General features: G+C 70.7%; 17 protein-coding genes. 10 read left to right on the top strand and 7 right to left on the bottom strand.

All coding sequences use genetic code 11. The features are described 5' to 3' along the window. The first annotated feature begins 139 nt into the window (after positions 1 to 139). Complete coding sequence (locus tag FHR33_RS03370; protein ID WP_183643348.1) at positions 140 to 1,450, top strand: FAD-binding oxidoreductase; 1,311 nt, start codon at positions 140 to 142, stop codon at positions 1,448 to 1,450. Positions 1,451 to 1,829: 379 nt separating this feature from the next. Here the strand turns inward: FHR33_RS03370 and FHR33_RS03365 are convergent, their stop codons facing one another. Genes FHR33_RS03365 through FHR33_RS52395 form a run of 3 tightly spaced genes read right to left on the bottom strand, consistent with a single transcriptional unit; the run spans position 1,830 to position 3,209 of the window. Then, a complete protein-coding gene (locus FHR33_RS03365; RefSeq protein ID WP_183643345.1) occupies positions 1,830 to 2,300 on the bottom strand; it encodes a VOC family protein in 471 nt (156 codons plus the stop codon). 35 nt (positions 2,301 to 2,335) lie between these two features. Next, on the bottom strand, positions 2,336 to 2,857 hold the full coding sequence (locus tag FHR33_RS52400) for a sigma factor-like helix-turn-helix DNA-binding protein (RefSeq protein WP_312895342.1): 522 nt from the start codon (positions 2,855 to 2,857) through the stop codon (positions 2,336 to 2,338). Positions 2,858 to 2,891: 34 nt separating this feature from the next. Next, the gene (locus FHR33_RS52395; RefSeq protein ID WP_312895341.1) at positions 2,892 to 3,209 is read right to left on the bottom strand and encodes a sigma factor; all 318 of its coding nucleotides are present in this window, start codon (positions 3,207 to 3,209) and stop codon (positions 2,892 to 2,894) included. A gap of 126 nt (positions 3,210 to 3,335) precedes the next feature. Between FHR33_RS52395 and FHR33_RS03355 the strand changes: the two genes are divergently transcribed. The 3 genes from FHR33_RS03355 to FHR33_RS03345 all read left to right on the top strand — a co-directional run bounded on the left by FHR33_RS03355 (position 3,336) and on the right by FHR33_RS03345 (position 4,700). Beyond that, positions 3,336 to 3,749, top strand: a complete 414-nt coding sequence (locus tag FHR33_RS03355; RefSeq protein WP_183643342.1) for a VOC family protein — start codon at positions 3,336 to 3,338, stop codon at positions 3,747 to 3,749. A gap of 31 nt (positions 3,750 to 3,780) precedes the next feature. Further along, positions 3,781 to 4,218 carry a YdeI/OmpD-associated family protein gene (locus tag FHR33_RS03350; RefSeq protein ID WP_221240907.1) on the top strand — a complete coding sequence of 146 codons (438 nt, stop codon included), beginning with the start codon at positions 3,781 to 3,783 and terminating at the stop codon, positions 4,216 to 4,218. 77 nt (positions 4,219 to 4,295) lie between these two features. Continuing rightward, positions 4,296 to 4,700: a DoxX family protein gene (locus FHR33_RS03345; protein ID WP_183643339.1), complete on the top strand. Its 405-nt coding sequence runs from the start codon at positions 4,296 to 4,298 to the stop codon at positions 4,698 to 4,700. 376 nt (positions 4,701 to 5,076) lie between these two features. Here FHR33_RS03345 and FHR33_RS03340 read toward each other — a convergent pair whose 3' ends face one another. Together FHR33_RS03340 and FHR33_RS03335 are read right to left on the bottom strand one after the other, a co-directional pair. Next, positions 5,077 to 5,481: a YybH family protein gene (locus tag FHR33_RS03340; protein WP_183643336.1), complete on the bottom strand. Its 405-nt coding sequence runs from the start codon at positions 5,479 to 5,481 to the stop codon at positions 5,077 to 5,079. 123 nt (positions 5,482 to 5,604) lie between these two features. Continuing rightward, positions 5,605 to 6,750, bottom strand: a complete 1,146-nt coding sequence (locus tag FHR33_RS03335) for a serine hydrolase domain-containing protein (RefSeq protein WP_183643334.1) — start codon at positions 6,748 to 6,750, stop codon at positions 5,605 to 5,607. Between the two features lie 200 nt (positions 6,751 to 6,950). On the opposite strand from FHR33_RS03335, the gene FHR33_RS03330 reads away from it, so the two are divergent. Further along, positions 6,951 to 10,124, top strand: a complete 3,174-nt coding sequence (locus tag FHR33_RS03330) for an ATP-binding protein (protein ID WP_183643331.1) — start codon at positions 6,951 to 6,953, stop codon at positions 10,122 to 10,124. Between the two features lie 138 nt (positions 10,125 to 10,262). Here FHR33_RS03330 and FHR33_RS03325 read toward each other — a convergent pair whose 3' ends face one another. Beyond that, a complete protein-coding gene (locus FHR33_RS03325) occupies positions 10,263 to 10,913 on the bottom strand; it encodes a TetR/AcrR family transcriptional regulator (RefSeq protein WP_183643328.1) in 651 nt (216 codons plus the stop codon). Between the two features lie 93 nt (positions 10,914 to 11,006). Here FHR33_RS03325 and FHR33_RS03320 point away from each other — a divergent pair, with 93 nt between their 5' ends. Beyond that, positions 11,007 to 11,429, top strand: coding sequence for a nitroreductase family deazaflavin-dependent oxidoreductase (locus FHR33_RS03320; protein WP_246451630.1), 423 nt, complete (start codon positions 11,007 to 11,009; stop codon positions 11,427 to 11,429). 9 nt (positions 11,430 to 11,438) lie between these two features. Here FHR33_RS03320 and FHR33_RS03315 read toward each other — a convergent pair whose 3' ends face one another. Then, the gene (locus FHR33_RS03315; protein WP_183643325.1) at positions 11,439 to 12,140 is read right to left on the bottom strand and encodes an HxlR-like winged helix-turn-helix transcriptional regulator; all 702 of its coding nucleotides are present in this window, start codon (positions 12,138 to 12,140) and stop codon (positions 11,439 to 11,441) included. Between the two features lie 163 nt (positions 12,141 to 12,303). Between FHR33_RS03315 and FHR33_RS03310 the strand changes: the two genes are divergently transcribed. From FHR33_RS03310 to FHR33_RS03295, 4 genes are read left to right on the top strand one after another with little or no spacing between them, the layout of a single operon-like run. Beyond that, positions 12,304 to 13,155, top strand: coding sequence for an alpha/beta fold hydrolase (locus FHR33_RS03310; protein ID WP_312895340.1), 852 nt, complete (start codon positions 12,304 to 12,306; stop codon positions 13,153 to 13,155). Between the two features lie 37 nt (positions 13,156 to 13,192). Further along, complete coding sequence (locus tag FHR33_RS03305) at positions 13,193 to 13,720, top strand: PadR family transcriptional regulator (protein ID WP_183643319.1); 528 nt, start codon at positions 13,193 to 13,195, stop codon at positions 13,718 to 13,720. Continuing rightward, positions 13,717 to 14,427 carry an ABC transporter ATP-binding protein gene (locus FHR33_RS03300; protein WP_183643316.1) on the top strand — a complete coding sequence of 237 codons (711 nt, stop codon included), beginning with the start codon at positions 13,717 to 13,719 and terminating at the stop codon, positions 14,425 to 14,427. The genes FHR33_RS03305 and FHR33_RS03300 overlap by 4 nt, the downstream gene beginning before the upstream one ends. Beyond that, the gene (locus FHR33_RS03295) at positions 14,424 to 16,739 is read left to right on the top strand and encodes an FtsX-like permease family protein (protein WP_183643313.1); all 2,316 of its coding nucleotides are present in this window, start codon (positions 14,424 to 14,426) and stop codon (positions 16,737 to 16,739) included. Before FHR33_RS03300 ends, FHR33_RS03295 begins: the two co-directional genes overlap by 4 nt. Position 16,740: the final 1 nt, after the last annotated feature.

Below are 16,740 nucleotides of genomic sequence, written 5' to 3'. Positions count from 1 at the left end.
GTGAACCACGCGGTCCGGGCGACCGGAGCTCTTCCAAGCGTCCGCCGTCCAGCAGCCGGTCGAGCTGGACCAGGACACGCGGTCGGGGCGCAGCACAATATTCCTTCGCACTTTCTGAGAACTCGAAAAGGAGACGACGATGACGATCAACGATCTGCGCGGTGTCCTCAAGGGGCGCGTGCTCCTGGCCGGTGACGACGGCTTTGAACAGGCGGCCACCGCATGGAATCTGACCGTCAGACAGCCCGTGGCGGCCGTGGTGGAGGCCGCGGATGTCGATGACGTGGCGGCGCTCGTGCGTTACGCGCGGCGGGCGGGTATGACGGTGACCGCGCAGCCGAGCGGGCATGGCGCCTCGGGTGATGTGGAAGGCCTGATCCTGTTGCGTACCGGCCTGCTGAACGAGGTGGAGGTACGCGCGCAGGAGCGCGTGGTCCGGGTGGGCGCGGGCGTGAAGTGGGGGCAGGTGCTGGCGGCGGCCGGTCCGCTGGGTCTGACTGGCCTGTCCGGCAGCGCGCCCGGGGTCAGCGTGACGGGTTACACCCTGGGCGGTGGGGTCGGCTGGTTCAGCCGCAAGTACGGCTTCGCCTCCGACAGCGTGCGGGCTGTCGACATCGTGGACGCCGATGGCGAGCCCTGCCGGGTGACCGCCGAGTCCGATCCCGACCTGTTCTGGGCGCTGCGCGGCGGTGGCGGGGACTTCGCGGTGGTGACCGCCCTCGAACTCGAGCTGTATCCCGCGCCAGTCGTGTACGGCGGGCGCGTGATCTGGCCGGAGCACCGGACCAGGGAGGTGTACGACGCGTTCCTGGAGATCACCGCCGAGGCGCCGCGTGAACTCAGTGTCTGGATCAACCGGCTCCAGCCACCCGGCGCGCCGCCGATGGTGACGCTGGATCTGGCCTACCTGGGTGAGGCGGCCCATGGGCAGGACCTGCTGGCGCGCATCGACAAGATCGAGGACGCGATCTCCGACAGCCGCGGCGTCGTCCCGGTTGCCGACCTGGGTGACATCGCCGCCGAGCCCACCAACCCGGCCTCGTCCATCGCTCGTGCGGAGCTGCTCACCGGCCTGGACGCGGACGCGGTGGAGCTCCTGCTGGCCAAGCCGGTCGAACCGCTCATCAACGTGCAGATCAGGCACCTGGGCGGGGCGCTCGCCGAGCCGGGCGGCGGGGCCGGTGCGAGCGGCGCGGTGGTTGAGCCGTACCTGCTCGGCCTGCTGGGTCTCGGCCTGCCGCACGCGGCCGACGCGACGCGCGCCAAGCAGGCCGAGGTCGTGGCCGACCTGGAGGCCTACATCAGCGGCCGCAAGCCGTACACCGTGCTGTCCCCCGGTGACACGGCGGCGAAGTCCTTCTCCGGCAGCGCGCTCGCGCGGCTGCAGGAGATCAAGCGGGCCCGTGACCCGCACAACGTGTTCCGCGCGAACTACCCGGTGCTCGGATAGATCGGTTCCCGGCAGGTCACGGCCCCTCCGCCCGCCGGGGCGGAGGGGCCGCACCGAACCCGCATGACAGATGTCGCCGCGAGCACCGTGAAGGGCACACCCACACAGGAAGGACTCGCACAAGGCGGGGTTTCCGGTGCAGCGTGGCGATCACGAAGGACGCTCGTCACAACCTCATCGCCTGACCCCGCCCCCAGCCACCCGCATCAGAACGGCCAGTCACGATAAGAGGTGCCCACCGGGCTCCTTATCGTGACTGGCCGTTCGGTTGCTGCTCAAGCCCCTACTACCGGGACCCCGCGCTGGACGCGCCCGGCCGTCGCGAACTCTCGCTCGGGTGAGGGTGCCGACCACAGGCGGCTCGTGTCCGCGGCCGCGTTCAGGTCGCCGGGTGGTCTGTCGCGGCGTGTGCCTGCCGCGACCCGAGTGGCTGGACCATCTGCCGCGGCTGGGTGAATCGCAGCATGTTGCCGGAGGGATCGAGGAAGGCGCAGTCGCGGACGCCGTCAGGCCGGGTGATCGGTTCCTGCATCACTTCGGCGTCCGCGGCCTCCAGGTACTCGAAGGTGGCGTCGCAGTTGTCGGTCTGGAAGATCAGACGGCTCAGCAGGCCCTTAGCGACCAGATCCTCGATGGCCTGCCGATCGACAGGCCAGACCCCCGGGTCCGCGCCGGGCGGCTGGAGCAAGATCTGCATGCCCGGCTGCGAGGGCGGGCCGACGCTCGCCCACCGCATTCCCTCGAACTCGACGTCGTCGCGTACGGCGAAGCCGAGCACGTCCCGGTAGAAGCCGAGTGCCTCGTCAACGTCGTGGACGGTGAGGGTGCAGGAGGCCAGCTTGAGATCCATGCCTGCCCTGCGATGAGCCGGTTGGGAAGGCCGGCTCATCGCCGCTCCGTGTTGCCGGTGCCGAGAAGGACGATGTCGTGGTCGTGGAGCCGGTCGGGGTCGGTGTCGATGGCGATATGGGTGATCTTCTCGTCGTGGATGGTGAAGGTGATGACGGCCTTCGGCTGGCCGCGGTGCAACCAGACGGCCGCAGGGACGCCGTCGACCAGCGCCAGCCGGGCTGCCTGAGCCCGTCCGGCGAAGAAGGCCGCCACCGCTTCGGCGCCGCGGATCTCTATGGCCACGGCTTCCGGATCGAGCAGCTCGACCAGGGCTGTGAAGTCTCCGCCTCGGGCCGCGGCGAGGAATGCCTCGACGATGTCCCGCTTGGCCGATTGCGCGGCATCGGAGGCTTCGGCCGTTCCTTGCACCCGGCGCCGGGCTCGGCTGGCCAGTTGCCGGGCCGCCGCCGGGGAGCGGTCGATGATGGGGCCGATTTCGGCGAATGGCACGGCGAAGACGTCGTGCAGGACGAACGCGAGCCGTTCGGCGGGAGTCAGCGTGTCCAGCACCACCATCAGCGCGACACCGACCGAATCGGCGAGCAGCGCCTCATCCTCGGGTCCGGCCTGACCGTTCGGGTGGATGCTGGGCTGCGGTGTGTCCGGCTCGGGCGGCAGCGCCCCGGCCGCGTCCTCTCGCCGGGGCCCGGCGAGCCTCGAGCATGTTCAGGCAGACCCGGGCGACGATCGTGGTCAGCCACCCTCCCGGGTTCTCAACCTGGCCGGTGTCGGCGCGGCTGACCCGCAGCCACACCTCCTGCACCGCGTCCTCGGCCTCGCCGGGTGAGCCGAGCATCCGATAGGCCACCGCGTGCAAGCGGTCCTGGTGCTCGGCGAACCGCTCGCTCAGCCAGTCCTGCTCGATCATCTGTCACATTCCTCCGTCTAGCCGGTCATTACCGATTGACCGGTGGATGCACGCCGATGTGACATCCGGCGCCCGACCTGCTGGTTCAGGCAGCACCTACACCTTTAGTACACAGGGAGACATGACATGACAGCGCACGTGATCCCGACCCTGATCGGCGTCCGGGACATGGAGGCCGCCAAGCGGTTCTACACCGACGGGCTCGGCTGGAAGATCAAGAACGACTACGGCATCTCGGTGTTCTTCGAGTCCGACGGCGCCTCGCCCATCGGCCTCTACGGCCGCGATGGTCTGGCCAAGCTGATGGGCACGAGCCCGGAGGGCAGCGGCTTCAGCGGGCTGGTCCTCACCTACGAGGTCAGTAGTGAGACGCGGGTCGACGAGGTGATGGTGGAGGCCGAGCAGGCCGGCGCCACGATCCTCAAGCCCGCCGAATCCCTGCCGTGGGGTGGGTACGGCGGTACCTTCGCCGACCCGGAGGGCTACATCTGGCGCGTCGGCCACAGCGCCCAGGGCAACGATCAGCCCCCCGCGAAGTAACCGCAGAGGAAAAGCAAGAAGTAGGAAGTAGATGGTGAAGTTTCGCACCCTCGTCGAGCCGCCCGAGCCCATGCGAGGGCTGGAAGTTCCGCCCGAGGTGGTGGAGGCGCTCGGCGGGGGCGCGCGACCGCCAGTGACGATCACAGTCAACGGGCATTCCTGGAAGAGCCGCGTCGCCATCCTGCGCGGCCGTCACCTGCTCGGCCTCAGTAACGCCAACCGGCAGGCCGCGGGTGTCGCGATAGGCGAGGAGATCGAGGTCGAGCTGGAGCTCGACACCGAGCCACGCGTCGTCGTCGAGCCCGCGGACTTCGCCCGAGCCCTCGACGACGACCCGGCCGCCCGCACCGCCTTCGACCGTCTCACCGACAGCCGCAAGCGTGAGCACGTGCGCGCCATAGAGAGCGCAAAGAAGCCCGAGACGCGCCGGCGGCGTATCGAGAAAGCCATCGCCGCCCTGCGGGGCTGAACCCAGAACAAGACTCCGTCGGCGATGCAATCGCCGCGCGGAGGCCCGACCCTGCCCAACCTCCGGAAGAGACGCATATGTGGAAACACCTAAAGACCGGTCTGTACTGGTTTCTGGCCCTTCAGTTCGCGCTGGGAGCCGTGACCAAGTACTGGCCGGGCGACACGATATTCAGCACCGCGTACTCCGTGAAGTTCGTCGATTGGGGTTACCCGTCCTGGATGCGCTTCGTGGTCGGCGCCCTGGAAGGTGTCGCCGCTGTGTTGCTCGTGATCCCTGACCGGCGTACGCGCTTCCTGGGTGCCACAACGCTGATGTTCGTCCTCACCGGCGCGGTCACCACCCACATCGTCAACCACGATCCGGCGGTGGAAAGCTGGGCCGCGCCGACCCACCTCGTCGTCATGGGCGTCCTCGCGCTGGCCAACTGGCCCGCCGACTGGCGACACCTTCTGCGGGCTCCTACCGCGCCGACAACCTGAACACTCCCCTTGTTCTGTTCGCCCCGATGACCTGCGGCCGACCACCCGCCCTCGACGGCGCCCAAGCGAAGAGGCGTGGGCGGCGTTCCAGGACCAGGGCGCGTCGATCGCCGCCCTCGCACGTACCCACGGGGTCAGCCGGGCCGCCGTCAGAACGGTGCTCGCCGACCTGCTCCCTAACCAGGCGCCGGACCAGCAACCAAGGCCACCAGCATCGGAATGGCCGGTGGCGATAGCGCGCTCCCCGCGGGGTCGTGAAACGCCACTGGCCGTTCGGTTGCTGCTCCCCGCCTCCGCCCCCTCGGCGTCAACGGATGTGACATCAACCCCGGCTCACCGGTCGCGTTGCACCGGGAGGCCGCCTTCCAGGACCGGGTCATGCGGTGCCATGGGGGTTGTCGATGACGTACCGCCATTGGCCGTCGGGGCCGCGGCGGGCGACGTCGGTGGCGGTGCCGCTCAGGTCGACGGTGCTGCCGTCGCGGGCGGTGCCGCGCATCGACCAGTCCACGATGAGCAGGGCGATGTCGCCGGCGACGTACACGTGGCGGGGGCGGGCCTCGACGGGGAGCCCGAAACTCTGCAGGTGCTGGTTGGCGGCCAGGCGCGCGGCGCCGGTGACGGGGTGTCCGGGGACCGGTACGAGCACGGCGTCGTCCTCGTAGACGTGGTCGACGGCCTGGAGGTCGCCGGAGTTCATGGCCGCGACGAATCGTGCGGCGGGACTGTCGGGGTCGCCGGCGAGGATCACGTGCGGCTGCGAAGCGTCATGACTGTTCATGACAAAATGATCATATCATTCCCCTACTCCCCGAGGGCCTGACGGCCACCTTCTCCATGGCCGGCCCTGACCCACCCCGGCCAGCGGCTCTCGCCTGTCCCCGAAGGACAGGCGAGAGCGCGCCTACGAGCCGATGGAGACGCCGAGCGCCGCTTCGATGATTCTGAACATGACGTCCCAGGACTTCCACTCGGTGTTGGTGTGGACGGCGACGGTCTGCCGGCCGTCGGGGGTGCCCACCGCGAGGAACCAGGATCCCCAGAGGCTGCCGCCCACACCGCGCACCGTCCTGCCGCCCGTCGCCTCCTTGTCGAACTCGAACAGGCCGAGGCCGTATCGGGCGTGCGGCATCCAGTGGCCGCCCTCGGTGGAGACCGTGGTCCACATCTCGCGGTGCTGGGCCGGAGGGAGCAGGCTGCCGCTCGCCATCGCGTTCACGAACCGGATCATGTCGCCGGTGGTGGAGACGACGTTGCCGGCCGACCAGCCACCTGAGGTGCCGGCCTCGGTGACGTCGAGGGGCGCGAGCCCGGGGTCCTCCATCATCGATTCCCAGTTCGCGGGGGTGATCGCCGCCGGGTCGACGCCGTCCTTGAAGAACAGCGTGGAGTACGCCCGCGGGTGCGGATCGGGGTATCCCTTGTCCTGGACGGGGCGCACGTAGGTGTGGGTCATGCCGAGCGGCCGGATGACCCTGCGCTCGACCTCCTCGGCGTAGCTGTTGCCCGTGACCTTCTCGATGATCGCCCCGACGAGGTGGAAGCCGCCGTTGGAGTAGGCGAAGCGTTCGCCGGGCTCGCCGACGGGCGGCTGGGAGACCGCCACCCTCAACAGGTCGTCGGTGGTGAATTCGTCGAAGCGATGCTTGATGAACGCGGGGCGGGTGAGGTAGCGGTGGGAGATCTCCGGCGCCAGGCCGGTGATGAACAGACCGCTGGTGTTGTTGAGCAGGTGCCTGATGGTGATCGTGTCGCCGTCATAGCCGTTGACGTCCAGCACGCCGGGCAGCCACTTGTTCACGGTGTCGTCGAGGCTCAGCAGGCCCTCGGCCTCCAGGGCCAGGACAGTGGCGGCGGTGAAGGCCTTGCCGCTGCTGCCGGTGTGCACGTGCTCCCCCGGCTGTCGTCGGACACCGGTCTCGATGTCGGCCACGCCGGCGGTGCCGAACCAGGTCCGGTCCCCGTCCCTGACGTCGGCGACGATGCCGGGGACGCCGGCCTCGGCCACCGCCCAGTCGAGCACCTGCTGCAGTTTCTCGTACGTTGCCATTGCACTGCCTTTCGGACGTTTCTTCCGTACGTCCTCCACGATGTCCGGCGGCTCTGACAGGCGTCTTATGACGCTCTTCCAGCCGGCACCGGCTCGCTGTAAGCGGGATGTCGGGGCGGCGGAGGTGCCCGACGGCGGGCACGACCGGGTGCCCGCTCACCGGTGCTTGATCGGTTTCCTCGCCGGTTAGCCTGGTGCGCATGCGGATTGAGGTGCTCGGGCCTGTCCGGGCCTATGCCGGCGACGGAGCACCGATCGAGGTCGGCGGGGTCAGGGTCCGCGCGCTTCTGGCCAGGTTGGCATTGGCCAGGGGCGAGGTGGTCTCGGTCGATTCGCTTCTCGACGGCCTGTGGGGCGACGGCTCGTCAGGGGGCCACGTCAACGCCTTGCATGCGCTGGTGCATCGGCTGCGCAGGGCGCTGGGCGGGACGGGGGTCGTGGAGACGGTGGCCGGCGGCTACCGCCTGAACGTGGGCGCCGAGCAGGTCGACGCCGTCCGGTTCGAGGCCCTGGCGAAGCGGGGCGGCCGCGAACTGGCGGCGGGCGCTGCGGAGCAGGCGGCCGCGCTCCTGCGCGACGCCCTGGGGCTGTGGCGGGGCGACGCGCTGGCCGATGTGCGCGACCTCCCTTTCGCCGGTACGGCCGGCGCGCGCCTGGACGAACTGCGACTCGGAGCCGCCGAAGACCGCTTCGAGGCGGAGCTGCGACTCGGGCACCATGGCGAGATGCTGGCCGACGTGGAGGCGGCGGCCGCGGACCATCCGCTGCGCGAACGGCTGGCCGGGCTGCGGATGCGGGCCCTGCACGCGGCGGGCCGCCAGTCCGACGCGCTGGCCGTGTTCGACGAGGTCCGCCGCACGCTCGCCGAGGAGCTGGGCGTCGACCCTTCCGAGGAACTGCGCAGGACGCACGTCGCCGTGCTACGGGGCGAGCTGGAGATCCACAAGGCGGCGCAGGCTCGGCCTGAGACGGCGCCTGGACGCCTGCCTGCCCAGCTGACCAGCTTCGTCGGCAGGGAGGACGAGCTGAGGTTGCTGGCCGGACTGCTGGAGGCCTCCCGGCTGGTCACCGTCGTGGGTCCCGGCGGGGTGGGGAAGACCCGGCTGGCCGTGGAGGTGGCGGGACGGCATCGGGCCCATCGCCGCGGCCGGGTCTGGCTCGTCCCTCTGGCCGGGGTGAACACGGCGGACGGGCTGCCCGAGGCGGTTCTCGGCACGCTCGGCACCGCCGACGGCCGAGCCTCAGGTACGCCGTTGGATCGAGTGGTCAACCTGCTCGCCGGTGGTGAAGGCGTGCTGGTGCTGGACAACTGCGAACAGATCTCCGAGCCTGTCGCGGAGTTCGCCCGGCATCTGCTCGAGCGTCAGCCGTACCTCACCATCCTGGCCACGAGCCGGGGGCCGCTGGAGGTCATGGGTGAGGCGCTGTGCCGTCTGGGCCCGCTCGAACTGCCTCCGGAACACGCGGATCCCGATCGTGCCGCCGGATCGGCCGCGGTGCGGCTGTTCCTCGATCGGGCGGCAGCCGTATCGTCGCAGGCTCCTCAACTTCGTATACGGCCAGGCTTCGCACTGGACGCGCCGACGGTAGCCCTGGTCGTGGACATCGTGCGCCGGCTGGACGGGCTGCCGCTCGCCCTGGAGCTGGCCGCGGCGCGACTGCGTACCATGAGCGTCGATCAGCTGGCCAGGCGGCTCGACGACCGCTTCCGGCTGCTCAGCACCGGCAACAGGGCAGCCGAGCCCAGGCAGCAGACCCTCCACGCGGTCATCGAGTGGAGCTGGGACCTCCTCACCGATCAGGAACGGATGCTGGCCCGCCGGATGTCGATCTTTCCCGCGAGGACGGGGATCGCCGCGATCGAGGCCGTCTGTGCGGATGAGCTGCTTCCCACGGGCGAGGTCATCTATCTGCTCGACTCCCTGGTCGACAAGTCCATCGTGGAGCGGGCCGGCGACGGGCACCGGATGCTGGAAACCATCCGAACCCATGCGGACGGCAAGCTCAGGCTCGCCGGGGAACGCGAAGCCGTCCTGGAAAGGCTCACGCGGCACTTCGCCGACCTCGCCGAGGAACACGAGCCGCTGCTGCGCTCGGACAAGCAGGTGGAGTCGCTGCGCCTGTTCGAGGCCGAGTACGACAACGTGCTGTTCGCCCTCCAGACGGCCATCGACGGCGGGGACGCCGAGGCGGCGGCCCGCATCCTCGGCCCGCTGTACTGGTACTGGGTCATGCTGCGCTACGACGGCCGGGCCGACGCCTACGTGACCAGGGTCCTCGAGCTCGGCGACGCGCTGCCCGCGGACGCCAGGGCCGCCTTCACCGCGATCCATCTGGTGGCAGGAGCGGGAGGGCCGGTCACCGACCCCGTGCGGCTGCAGGCGCTCGTCGACGTCTGCGCGCGCACCGGCGCGCTGCGGCGTTACCCGATGCTGCTGACGATAGTGGTGGTGGCGGGAGCGATGAGCGGGCTGGACGAGCTGGTCGATCGAGAGATCGCCCGGGTGCGGAGCGGATCGGACCGCTGGGCGATCGCCTGCACCTTCGTGATCGAGGCCGCGTGGTGGCGCCTACGAGGCGGCCACGAGCGCTGCGCGACCGCGATGGCAGCGGCGCTGCGCGCGTTCGAGGAGGTGGGCGACCGATGGTGGACCGCCAAGACGCTGATCGGCATGGCGCAGATCCACGCCCTCGACGGTGAGCACGACAAGGCCGTCGCCGCCTACGAGCGCAGCATCGCGATCGCCACCCACCTTCGCTCGCAGGACGAGGTCCTGACCCGGCTCGCGCTCGCCATCGAACGCATGCGCGGCGGCGACCTGAAGGGCGCACGGCACGCCATCGAAACCGCCGAACGAGCGGCATGGGACCGCGGTCAGCTCATGCTGGAGATCGAGGTCGCAGGCGCGCTGGCCGAGCTGTATCGCCGCGGCGGCGAGGTCGAGCGGGCCGATCAGGAGCTCGATCGGATGGACAGGCTCGCCCGCGAGCCCACCCTCCCGGTCGAGACGATGCAGAACAACCTGGTCCCCGCCCGGATGGCGAACCTCCTCACCGCAGGGGAGGCCGCACGCGCCCGCGTGCTGTTGCCGCGCGCCTTCCAGGCGGCCCAGGCGAACAACGACATCCCATCGGCCGCCCAGTTCCTGGCCCGGCTGCTGTTCCTGGAGGGCGATCCGGCCGGTACGGCCACCGCGCTCGGCCTGAGCCATGCCATCCGCGGCGCCTTCGACCACGGTGACGTCGAACTACGCGCGCTCGTGGAGGCTGTCATGGACCGCCTCGGCCGTACCGACTACGACAGGGCCTACCGCCGAGGCGCCGACATGACCCGGCAGGAGGCCATCGACCGGCTGACGCAGCTGAGCTCGTGAACAGTGCCCGGCGGTTGGAAGCGGCTCTAGGAGCGGCGCCTTCAGGCGAGGTCAGGGGAGGCCGGCCGGTCCGGCCTCGCGTCCTCAGCTGGTATGGCGGAGCAACCGCCCTGTCCCGGCGACATCCCCTCCTGGGCGCTACCTCCGGCGAGCTTCGAGCGCATCCAGAATCAGGTCCAGGCCGTAGCCGAACTCGCTCGTGTAGTCGTAGCCCGGCCGCAGGGCGTGGTCGACGATCATCTCTGTGAGGTACGGCAGCTCGTCCACCGGCAGCCGCTCGAGGAGGCCGCCGGCCACTTCACCGACATCGTCCGGCGTCTTCATCGGCAGGTTCGCCTCCTGGAGGACGAACCCGCCGATGTAGCTGTCGATGAGCGAGACAGCGTGCGCGGCCATCGGCAGCGCGAACCCCGCCTTCCTGAGGACGCCGAGGACGGCGTCGTGGTGGCGTAGCGTCGCAGGCCCAGGGTTGCGACGGGAGTCCATGAGGCCGAGCGCCCAGCTGTGCTGCGACAGGACCGCACGCGCGGAGAAGGCGCGCGCGCGGATCGCGTCGCGCCAGTCGTCGCACTCGGCACTGGGCAGCTCGATCGCCGCGAACACCGCGTCGACCACGCCGTCGAGGATCGCGTCCTTGTTCGGTACGTGGTGGTAGAGCGACATCGCCTCCACACCCAGTTCCTGCGCCACCCGTCGCATCGTGATCGCCTCCACGCCGCCGCGATCCGCGACCCGGATCGCGGCTTCCAGTACGAGGCCTCTGCTGAGCGGTTGTGGGGGTGGCGACACGACAGCTCCCGGGTATGGACGGGTTGACAACCTTACGGCTGTAAGCGAGCGTTACAGACGTAAGCCATCTTACGGTCGTAAGTCCTCTGGGTGATGTCTGACCGACAACGCGCCCTGCCCGGGCGAGAGAGCGAGATCCCGATGCCGATGCCGCTGTGGTGGGGGCATGTGAACAAGCGGGTGTTCAACCCCCTGACGATCGCCCGCGGGAAGTCGCCGGTGCTGACTCACGTCGGCCGCGTCTCTGGCGCGACGTACCGCACGCCTCTCGACGCGCATCCTGTCGACGGCGGCTACCTGTTCATTCTCGTGTACGGATCGCGCTCGGACTGGGTGCAGAACGTCCTGGCGGCCGGCGGTGCGCGGCTCCAGGTCGACGGGAGGGAGGTGGAACTCGCCGCCCCACGCCTCGTCGGGGAGGACGAGGCGTTCCAGGCCCTCTCCGACGAGGTGGCACGCCCGCCGAGGCTGCTTCGCATCACCGAGTTCCTTCGTCTGGACGTGGCCACAGGCTGACGGTCTCCGTCAGCGTGGCGGGACTGCGTCGACCAATCGCCTGACCGCCTCAACGTCGCCGGTCACCGTAAGGTCGCCGTCATCGATCGCCGAGGCCAGTGTTCGTTCGTGGCTCAGTACGGACTGCAACATGAGGTGGTCGCCTTCGATGTACGCGTCCGCAGGGCCGGGGTCCTGGCCGCGCGCGACGGTGCCCAGTTCGCCGTCGACAACCTCCACGCGGTAGACGTCGCGCCCCAGGGCGATCCGGTACGTCGCAGTCCACGACGCGTCCGGTTGCGGCACGAAGAAGGCGCGCAGGCCGAGCAGTACGGTATCGGCACTGATCCCTCCGGTCAGCGGCACGACCGGTGAGCGCATGCCCCAGGTCCGAAGCGCCGCGAACACCGGCTCCAACTCCGCCCCCCATTCGGTCAGCTCATAGGTCCTGCTGGCCGCAGGCGGTGGCAGCGTACGCCTGCGCAGAACGCCGACCGCCTCGAGATCACGTAGCCGCTGCGCGAGCACACTGGGGCCCAGTCCGGGCAGGGCAGCCTGCAGGTCGGCGTAGCGGCGTGGCCCAAGGCGCAGCTCCCGCACCACCAGCAGCGCCCAGCGCTCGCCGACCATGTCGAGCGCGTGGGCGATGGGACACGCCTGCCCGTACGTGCGCCTTCCGGCCTTCTCGCCGATGTTCTCGGAGGTTTCCTCAGGAATCTTCGCGCTCTCCATCGCCACCACGTCCTAGTCGGCCCACTCAACTTTGAAAATAGTAGCATCTACTTCGATTTTAGAAGTATGGTCATGGGAGGCACGCTCGACCCGACTCCGGAGGCACACCATGCACGACAGCCGGCCGACCACGACTCCGTCCCAGGCTCCCGGGGAGGGGACGGTGCACGCCAACGACGTCGACCTGGCCGTACAGGCCTTCGGCGACCCGAGCACCCCCGCGATCCTGCTCATCTCCGGCGCGGAGGCGTCGATGGACTGGTGGGACGACGACTTCACCGCCCGACTCGCCGCGTCCGGCCGGTATGTGATCCGCTACGACACCCGCGACACCGGCCGCTCCACGACGTTCCCCGTCGGCGCGCCGACGTACACACAGGACGACCTGCTCGCCGACGCGGTCGGCGTGCTCGACGCGTACGGCCTGGCCGCGGCGCACATCGTGGGCATCTCGATGGGAGGGGGCCTCGCACAGCGGCTCGGCGTCGAGCACCCGGAACGTGTCCTGTCGCTCACCTTGATGTCCACCAGCCCCGGCGGGCCCGGCGGGCCGGACAACCCCGACCTGCCGCCGATGAGCGAGGCGCTGGCCAAGATGTTCGCCGAGCCGGCCCCCGCCCCCGACTGGTCCGACCGTGACGCGGTCATGGCGTACTTCCTCGCCGCCGAGCACGCCTTCTCCGGCACGATCCCCGTCGACGAGGACCGGGTACGCCGCACCGCCGGGCGTGCGTTCGACCGCAGCCCGGTTCCGGCCGCCGCGTCGAACCACTGGATGATCGAGGGTGGCGAGCCGATCCGCGCCCGTCTCGGCGAGATCACCGCACCGACCCTGGTCCTGCACGGCACCGAGGACCCGCTCTTCCCCTACGGCCACGCCGAGGCCCTGTCCCGCGAGATCCCCGGCGCCAGGCTGATCCCGCTGACCGGCATGGGCCACCAGATGCCGCCGCGCCAGGTGTGGGACACGGTCATCCAGGCGATCGTCGAGCACACCGAGCCCACCCTGCGGTAATCCTCGCGTATATACCTCCGGCATATAGTGATCTGCCATGACAGTCCCCTTGGCCCTCCTGGGCCTGCTGGACCGCGAGCCCAGCTACGGATACGACCTGAAACGCGGCTACGACACCTACTTCGGCAGGGGCAAGCCGCTCCCCTTCGGACAGGTCTATTCGACGCTCGGCCGCCTGGCCAGGGACGGCAAGGTCACGGCCGGTCAGAGCGAGCCGGGCGACGGCCCCGACCGCAAGCGCTACGCCATCACCCCGCTCGGCAAGCAGGAGGTGGAGGCGTGGCTGGCCGAGCCGGTAGCGGCGGAGCCGTTCCTGCAGACGGTGCTGTTCACGAAGGTCGTGCTGGCACTGATGCTGGGCCACGACGCGCAGAGCTATCTCGACACCCAGCGCGCCACGCACATGAGGCGCATGCGCGAGCTGTCAGAGATCAAACGCAGCGGCGCCCTCGTGGACGCCCTGCTGGCCGACCACGCCCTGTTCCATCTGGAGGCCGACCTGCGTTGGATCGATGTGACCACGGCCCGGCTGGGCGCGCTGGCGGAAATGGTGCGCCCCGCATGACCGTCGACGGCCTTCCCGTGCCGGGCCCGCTGCTGGAGGCCCGTTCCGTCGACCGCTCCTACGGCCGGACGCAGGCGCTGCGCGAGGCGAGCCTGTCGGTGACGGCGGGAGAGATTCTAGCGATCATGGGACCGAGCGGCTCCGGCAAGTCCACGCTGCTGCACTGCCTGGCGGGCATCTTCACCCCCGACGCGGGCGAGATCTGGTTCGACGGGCGGCGGCTGGACCTCCTGAGCGACGCCAGGCGGTCCGAGTTGCGCCGCACCACGTTCGGGTTCGTCTTCCAGTTCGGCCAGCTGGTGCCGGAGCTCACGGTGGCCGACAACGTCGCCCTGCCGCTGCTGCTCGGCAGGGCCAGGCGCAAGCAGGCCTACCAGCGAGCCGGCGGCTGGCTGAAGCGGCTGGAGCTGGACGAGTGGAGCGAGCGGCGCACCGGCGAGCTGTCCGGAGGGCAGGCGCAGCGGGTGGCGATCGCCAGGGCGCTGGTGACACGCCCCAAAGTGATCTTCGCGGACGAGCCCACCGGCGCGCTCGACTCGCTCACCGGCGAGAAGGTCATGGAGCTGCTCGTCAGCCTGGCCCGCCAGGAGGGCGCGACCGTGATCGTGGTGACTCACGACGCCCGCGTCGCCGCCTGCGCCGACCGGGAGGTCATGGTGCGCGACGGCAAGGTCACCGATCCCTACGCCAGCGCGGCCGTCCGATGACGCTCTGGCTGGGCCTGCGGCTGTCGCTGCGCGGCGGCCGGGAGGCGGCCGTCCGGCTGGCGATCGTCGCCACCGCCGTCGCGATGGGGGTGACGGTGCTGCTGTCCACGGTGGCGCTGTTCAACGCCTTCCAGGTCACCGCGGGCCGCCCATGCTGGGAGTGCACGACCGGCTCAGCGCCGGGCGGCCGGGCGCTGGGCGCCACCCCGGGCGCCGTGCTGTGGAACCACCGCCAGGACTCCTACGCGGGCCGCCCGATCAAGCGGCTCGACGTCGCCGTCCTTGACGCGAGAACACCCACGCCGACCGTGCCCGGCGTCCCCGCACTGCCCGGCGCCGGGCGGTACTACGTCTCCCCCGCCCTCGCCGAGCTGATGGACGCCGTGCCGCGCGAGCAGCTCGCCGACCGCTTCCCCGGCGCCCGCGCAGGCCTGATCGGACGGGCGGCGCTGTCCGGCCCTGATGACCTGGTCGTCGTCGTCGGCCAGACTTCCGACGGGCTGGCCGCCATGGCCGGCACCGTGGCCGTCGACGCCGTCGCCGCCACCCCGGTCGCGGACGACACCACGGCCCTCTACGAGCACGGCTTCGGCATCGCCGCCATCGGCCTGATCTTCCCGCTGCTCGTCCTCGTCGGCACGGCCACGCGCCTGGCCGCCGCCCGCCGCGAGGCGCGCTTCGCCGCGATCAGGCTGGCGGGCGCCACCGCGCGCCAGATCAGCGCGATCGCCTCGGTGGACGCGGCGCTCGGCGCGCTGCTGGGCACACTCGCCGGCATCGCGGTCTTCCAGGCGCTGCGGCCCGCCCTGGCAGGCGTCGCCATCACCGGCTCCCGCTTCTTCCCCGACATGGTCGCGCCCACCGCGCTGCAGTACGCCGCCGTGGTCGCGGGTGTGCCGCTCGCCGCCGCCGGCGCCGCCCTGTGGTCGCTGCGCCGGGTGCGGATCACGCCGCTCGGCGCGGCACGCGAGGTGCGGGCCTCCGCTCCGGGTTGGTGGCGGGTACTCCCGCTCCTGGCAGGGCTGGGATTGTTCGCGGGCCCGGTGTTCGCCGGCGGCGATGACCCGAACGCGGTGCTCCTCGACGTGGGCCTGGCGCTGATCATGGTCGGCCTCGTGGTGGCCGGGCCGTGGCTGACGATGCTGGCCGCGCGGCTGGCCGCCCGGGTCACGTCCGGCGCGGCGACGCTGCTGGCCGCGCAGCGGCTGGCGGCCGACCCGAAGAGCGCCTTCCGGTCGGTGAACGGGATCGTGCTGGCGGTCTTCATCGGCACGGCCGTCGCCGGCATCGTTCCCGCTGTCGTCTCGGGCCAGACGGCGGCGGGCGGCGGCACCCTGAAGGAGGTCATGCGGGTGTCGTTTTGGTACGGCGAGGCCGCCGAGGGCCTGCCTCTGCCGCCTGGCACGGCGTCCGAGCTGCTCGCCGAGGTACGCGCCCATCCCGGCGTCACCGTGCTGCCGGTCTACCGCAGGGCCGGGACACCGGCCTCGCCCGGCGGGCCTCCGCCGTGCGACCCTGGCCCCGGCTGCCGGCTCGACTTCCTGCTCGGCCACGTGGTCGAATGCGGCGCCCTGACCGGCTTCCCTGCGCTCGGCCGGTGCGCCCCGGGTGCCCGAGCGGTGACAGCCGACTTCAATCGGCTGCTGACCAGCGACAACATGCTCTCCATCGATCGCAACCTGCCGATCGTGGACGCGGCCAACCCTGCCGTACCCCGTGGCTCAGGCCACTCAGGGGAGCACGGCCGTACCGCCTCAGCCGGCCTGCCCCTGGCGGCGGTGCTGATCCGCGCGCCCGACCCGGCCGTCCGTGAGCAGATCCGTACACTGCTCACGCCGTACGTCGCCCGCTCCGGCAGCGCCGAGATGCCCCAGACGTTCGCCGAGGTCGCCCAGGCCCGCGCGGTGCTGCTGGACCAGGTGGAACGCGTCGCGCTGGCCATCGTCGCGCTGACCCTGGTGGTGGCGGGCTGCGGCCTGCTGGTGTCGGTCGCCGGCGGCGTGGTGGAGCGCAGGCAGCCGTTCACGCTGCTGCGGCTGTGCGGCACGCCGACACGGACCCTTTCCAGAGTGGTGATGCTGGAGACTGCTGCCCCGGTGGTGCTGGCCGCCCTGGTGGCGGCGGCCGCGGGCTTCGGCGTGGCCGAGCCGGTGATCGACCAGCTGGCCATCAAGGGCGCGCCGACAGCACTGCCAGGCCCCGCCTACTTCCTGACCGTCGGCGGCGGGCTGCTCGCCGCCCTCCTGGTGATCCTGGCCGGCCTACCGCTGCTCAGACACGTGACCGCGCCCGACACTGCCCGCTTCGAATGAG

The organism is Nonomuraea dietziae, from assembly GCF_014195505.1.
Lineage (GTDB): Bacteria > Actinomycetota > Actinomycetes > Streptosporangiales > Streptosporangiaceae > Nonomuraea > Nonomuraea roseola.
This window is presented reverse-complemented; position numbering and strand designations above follow the sequence as displayed.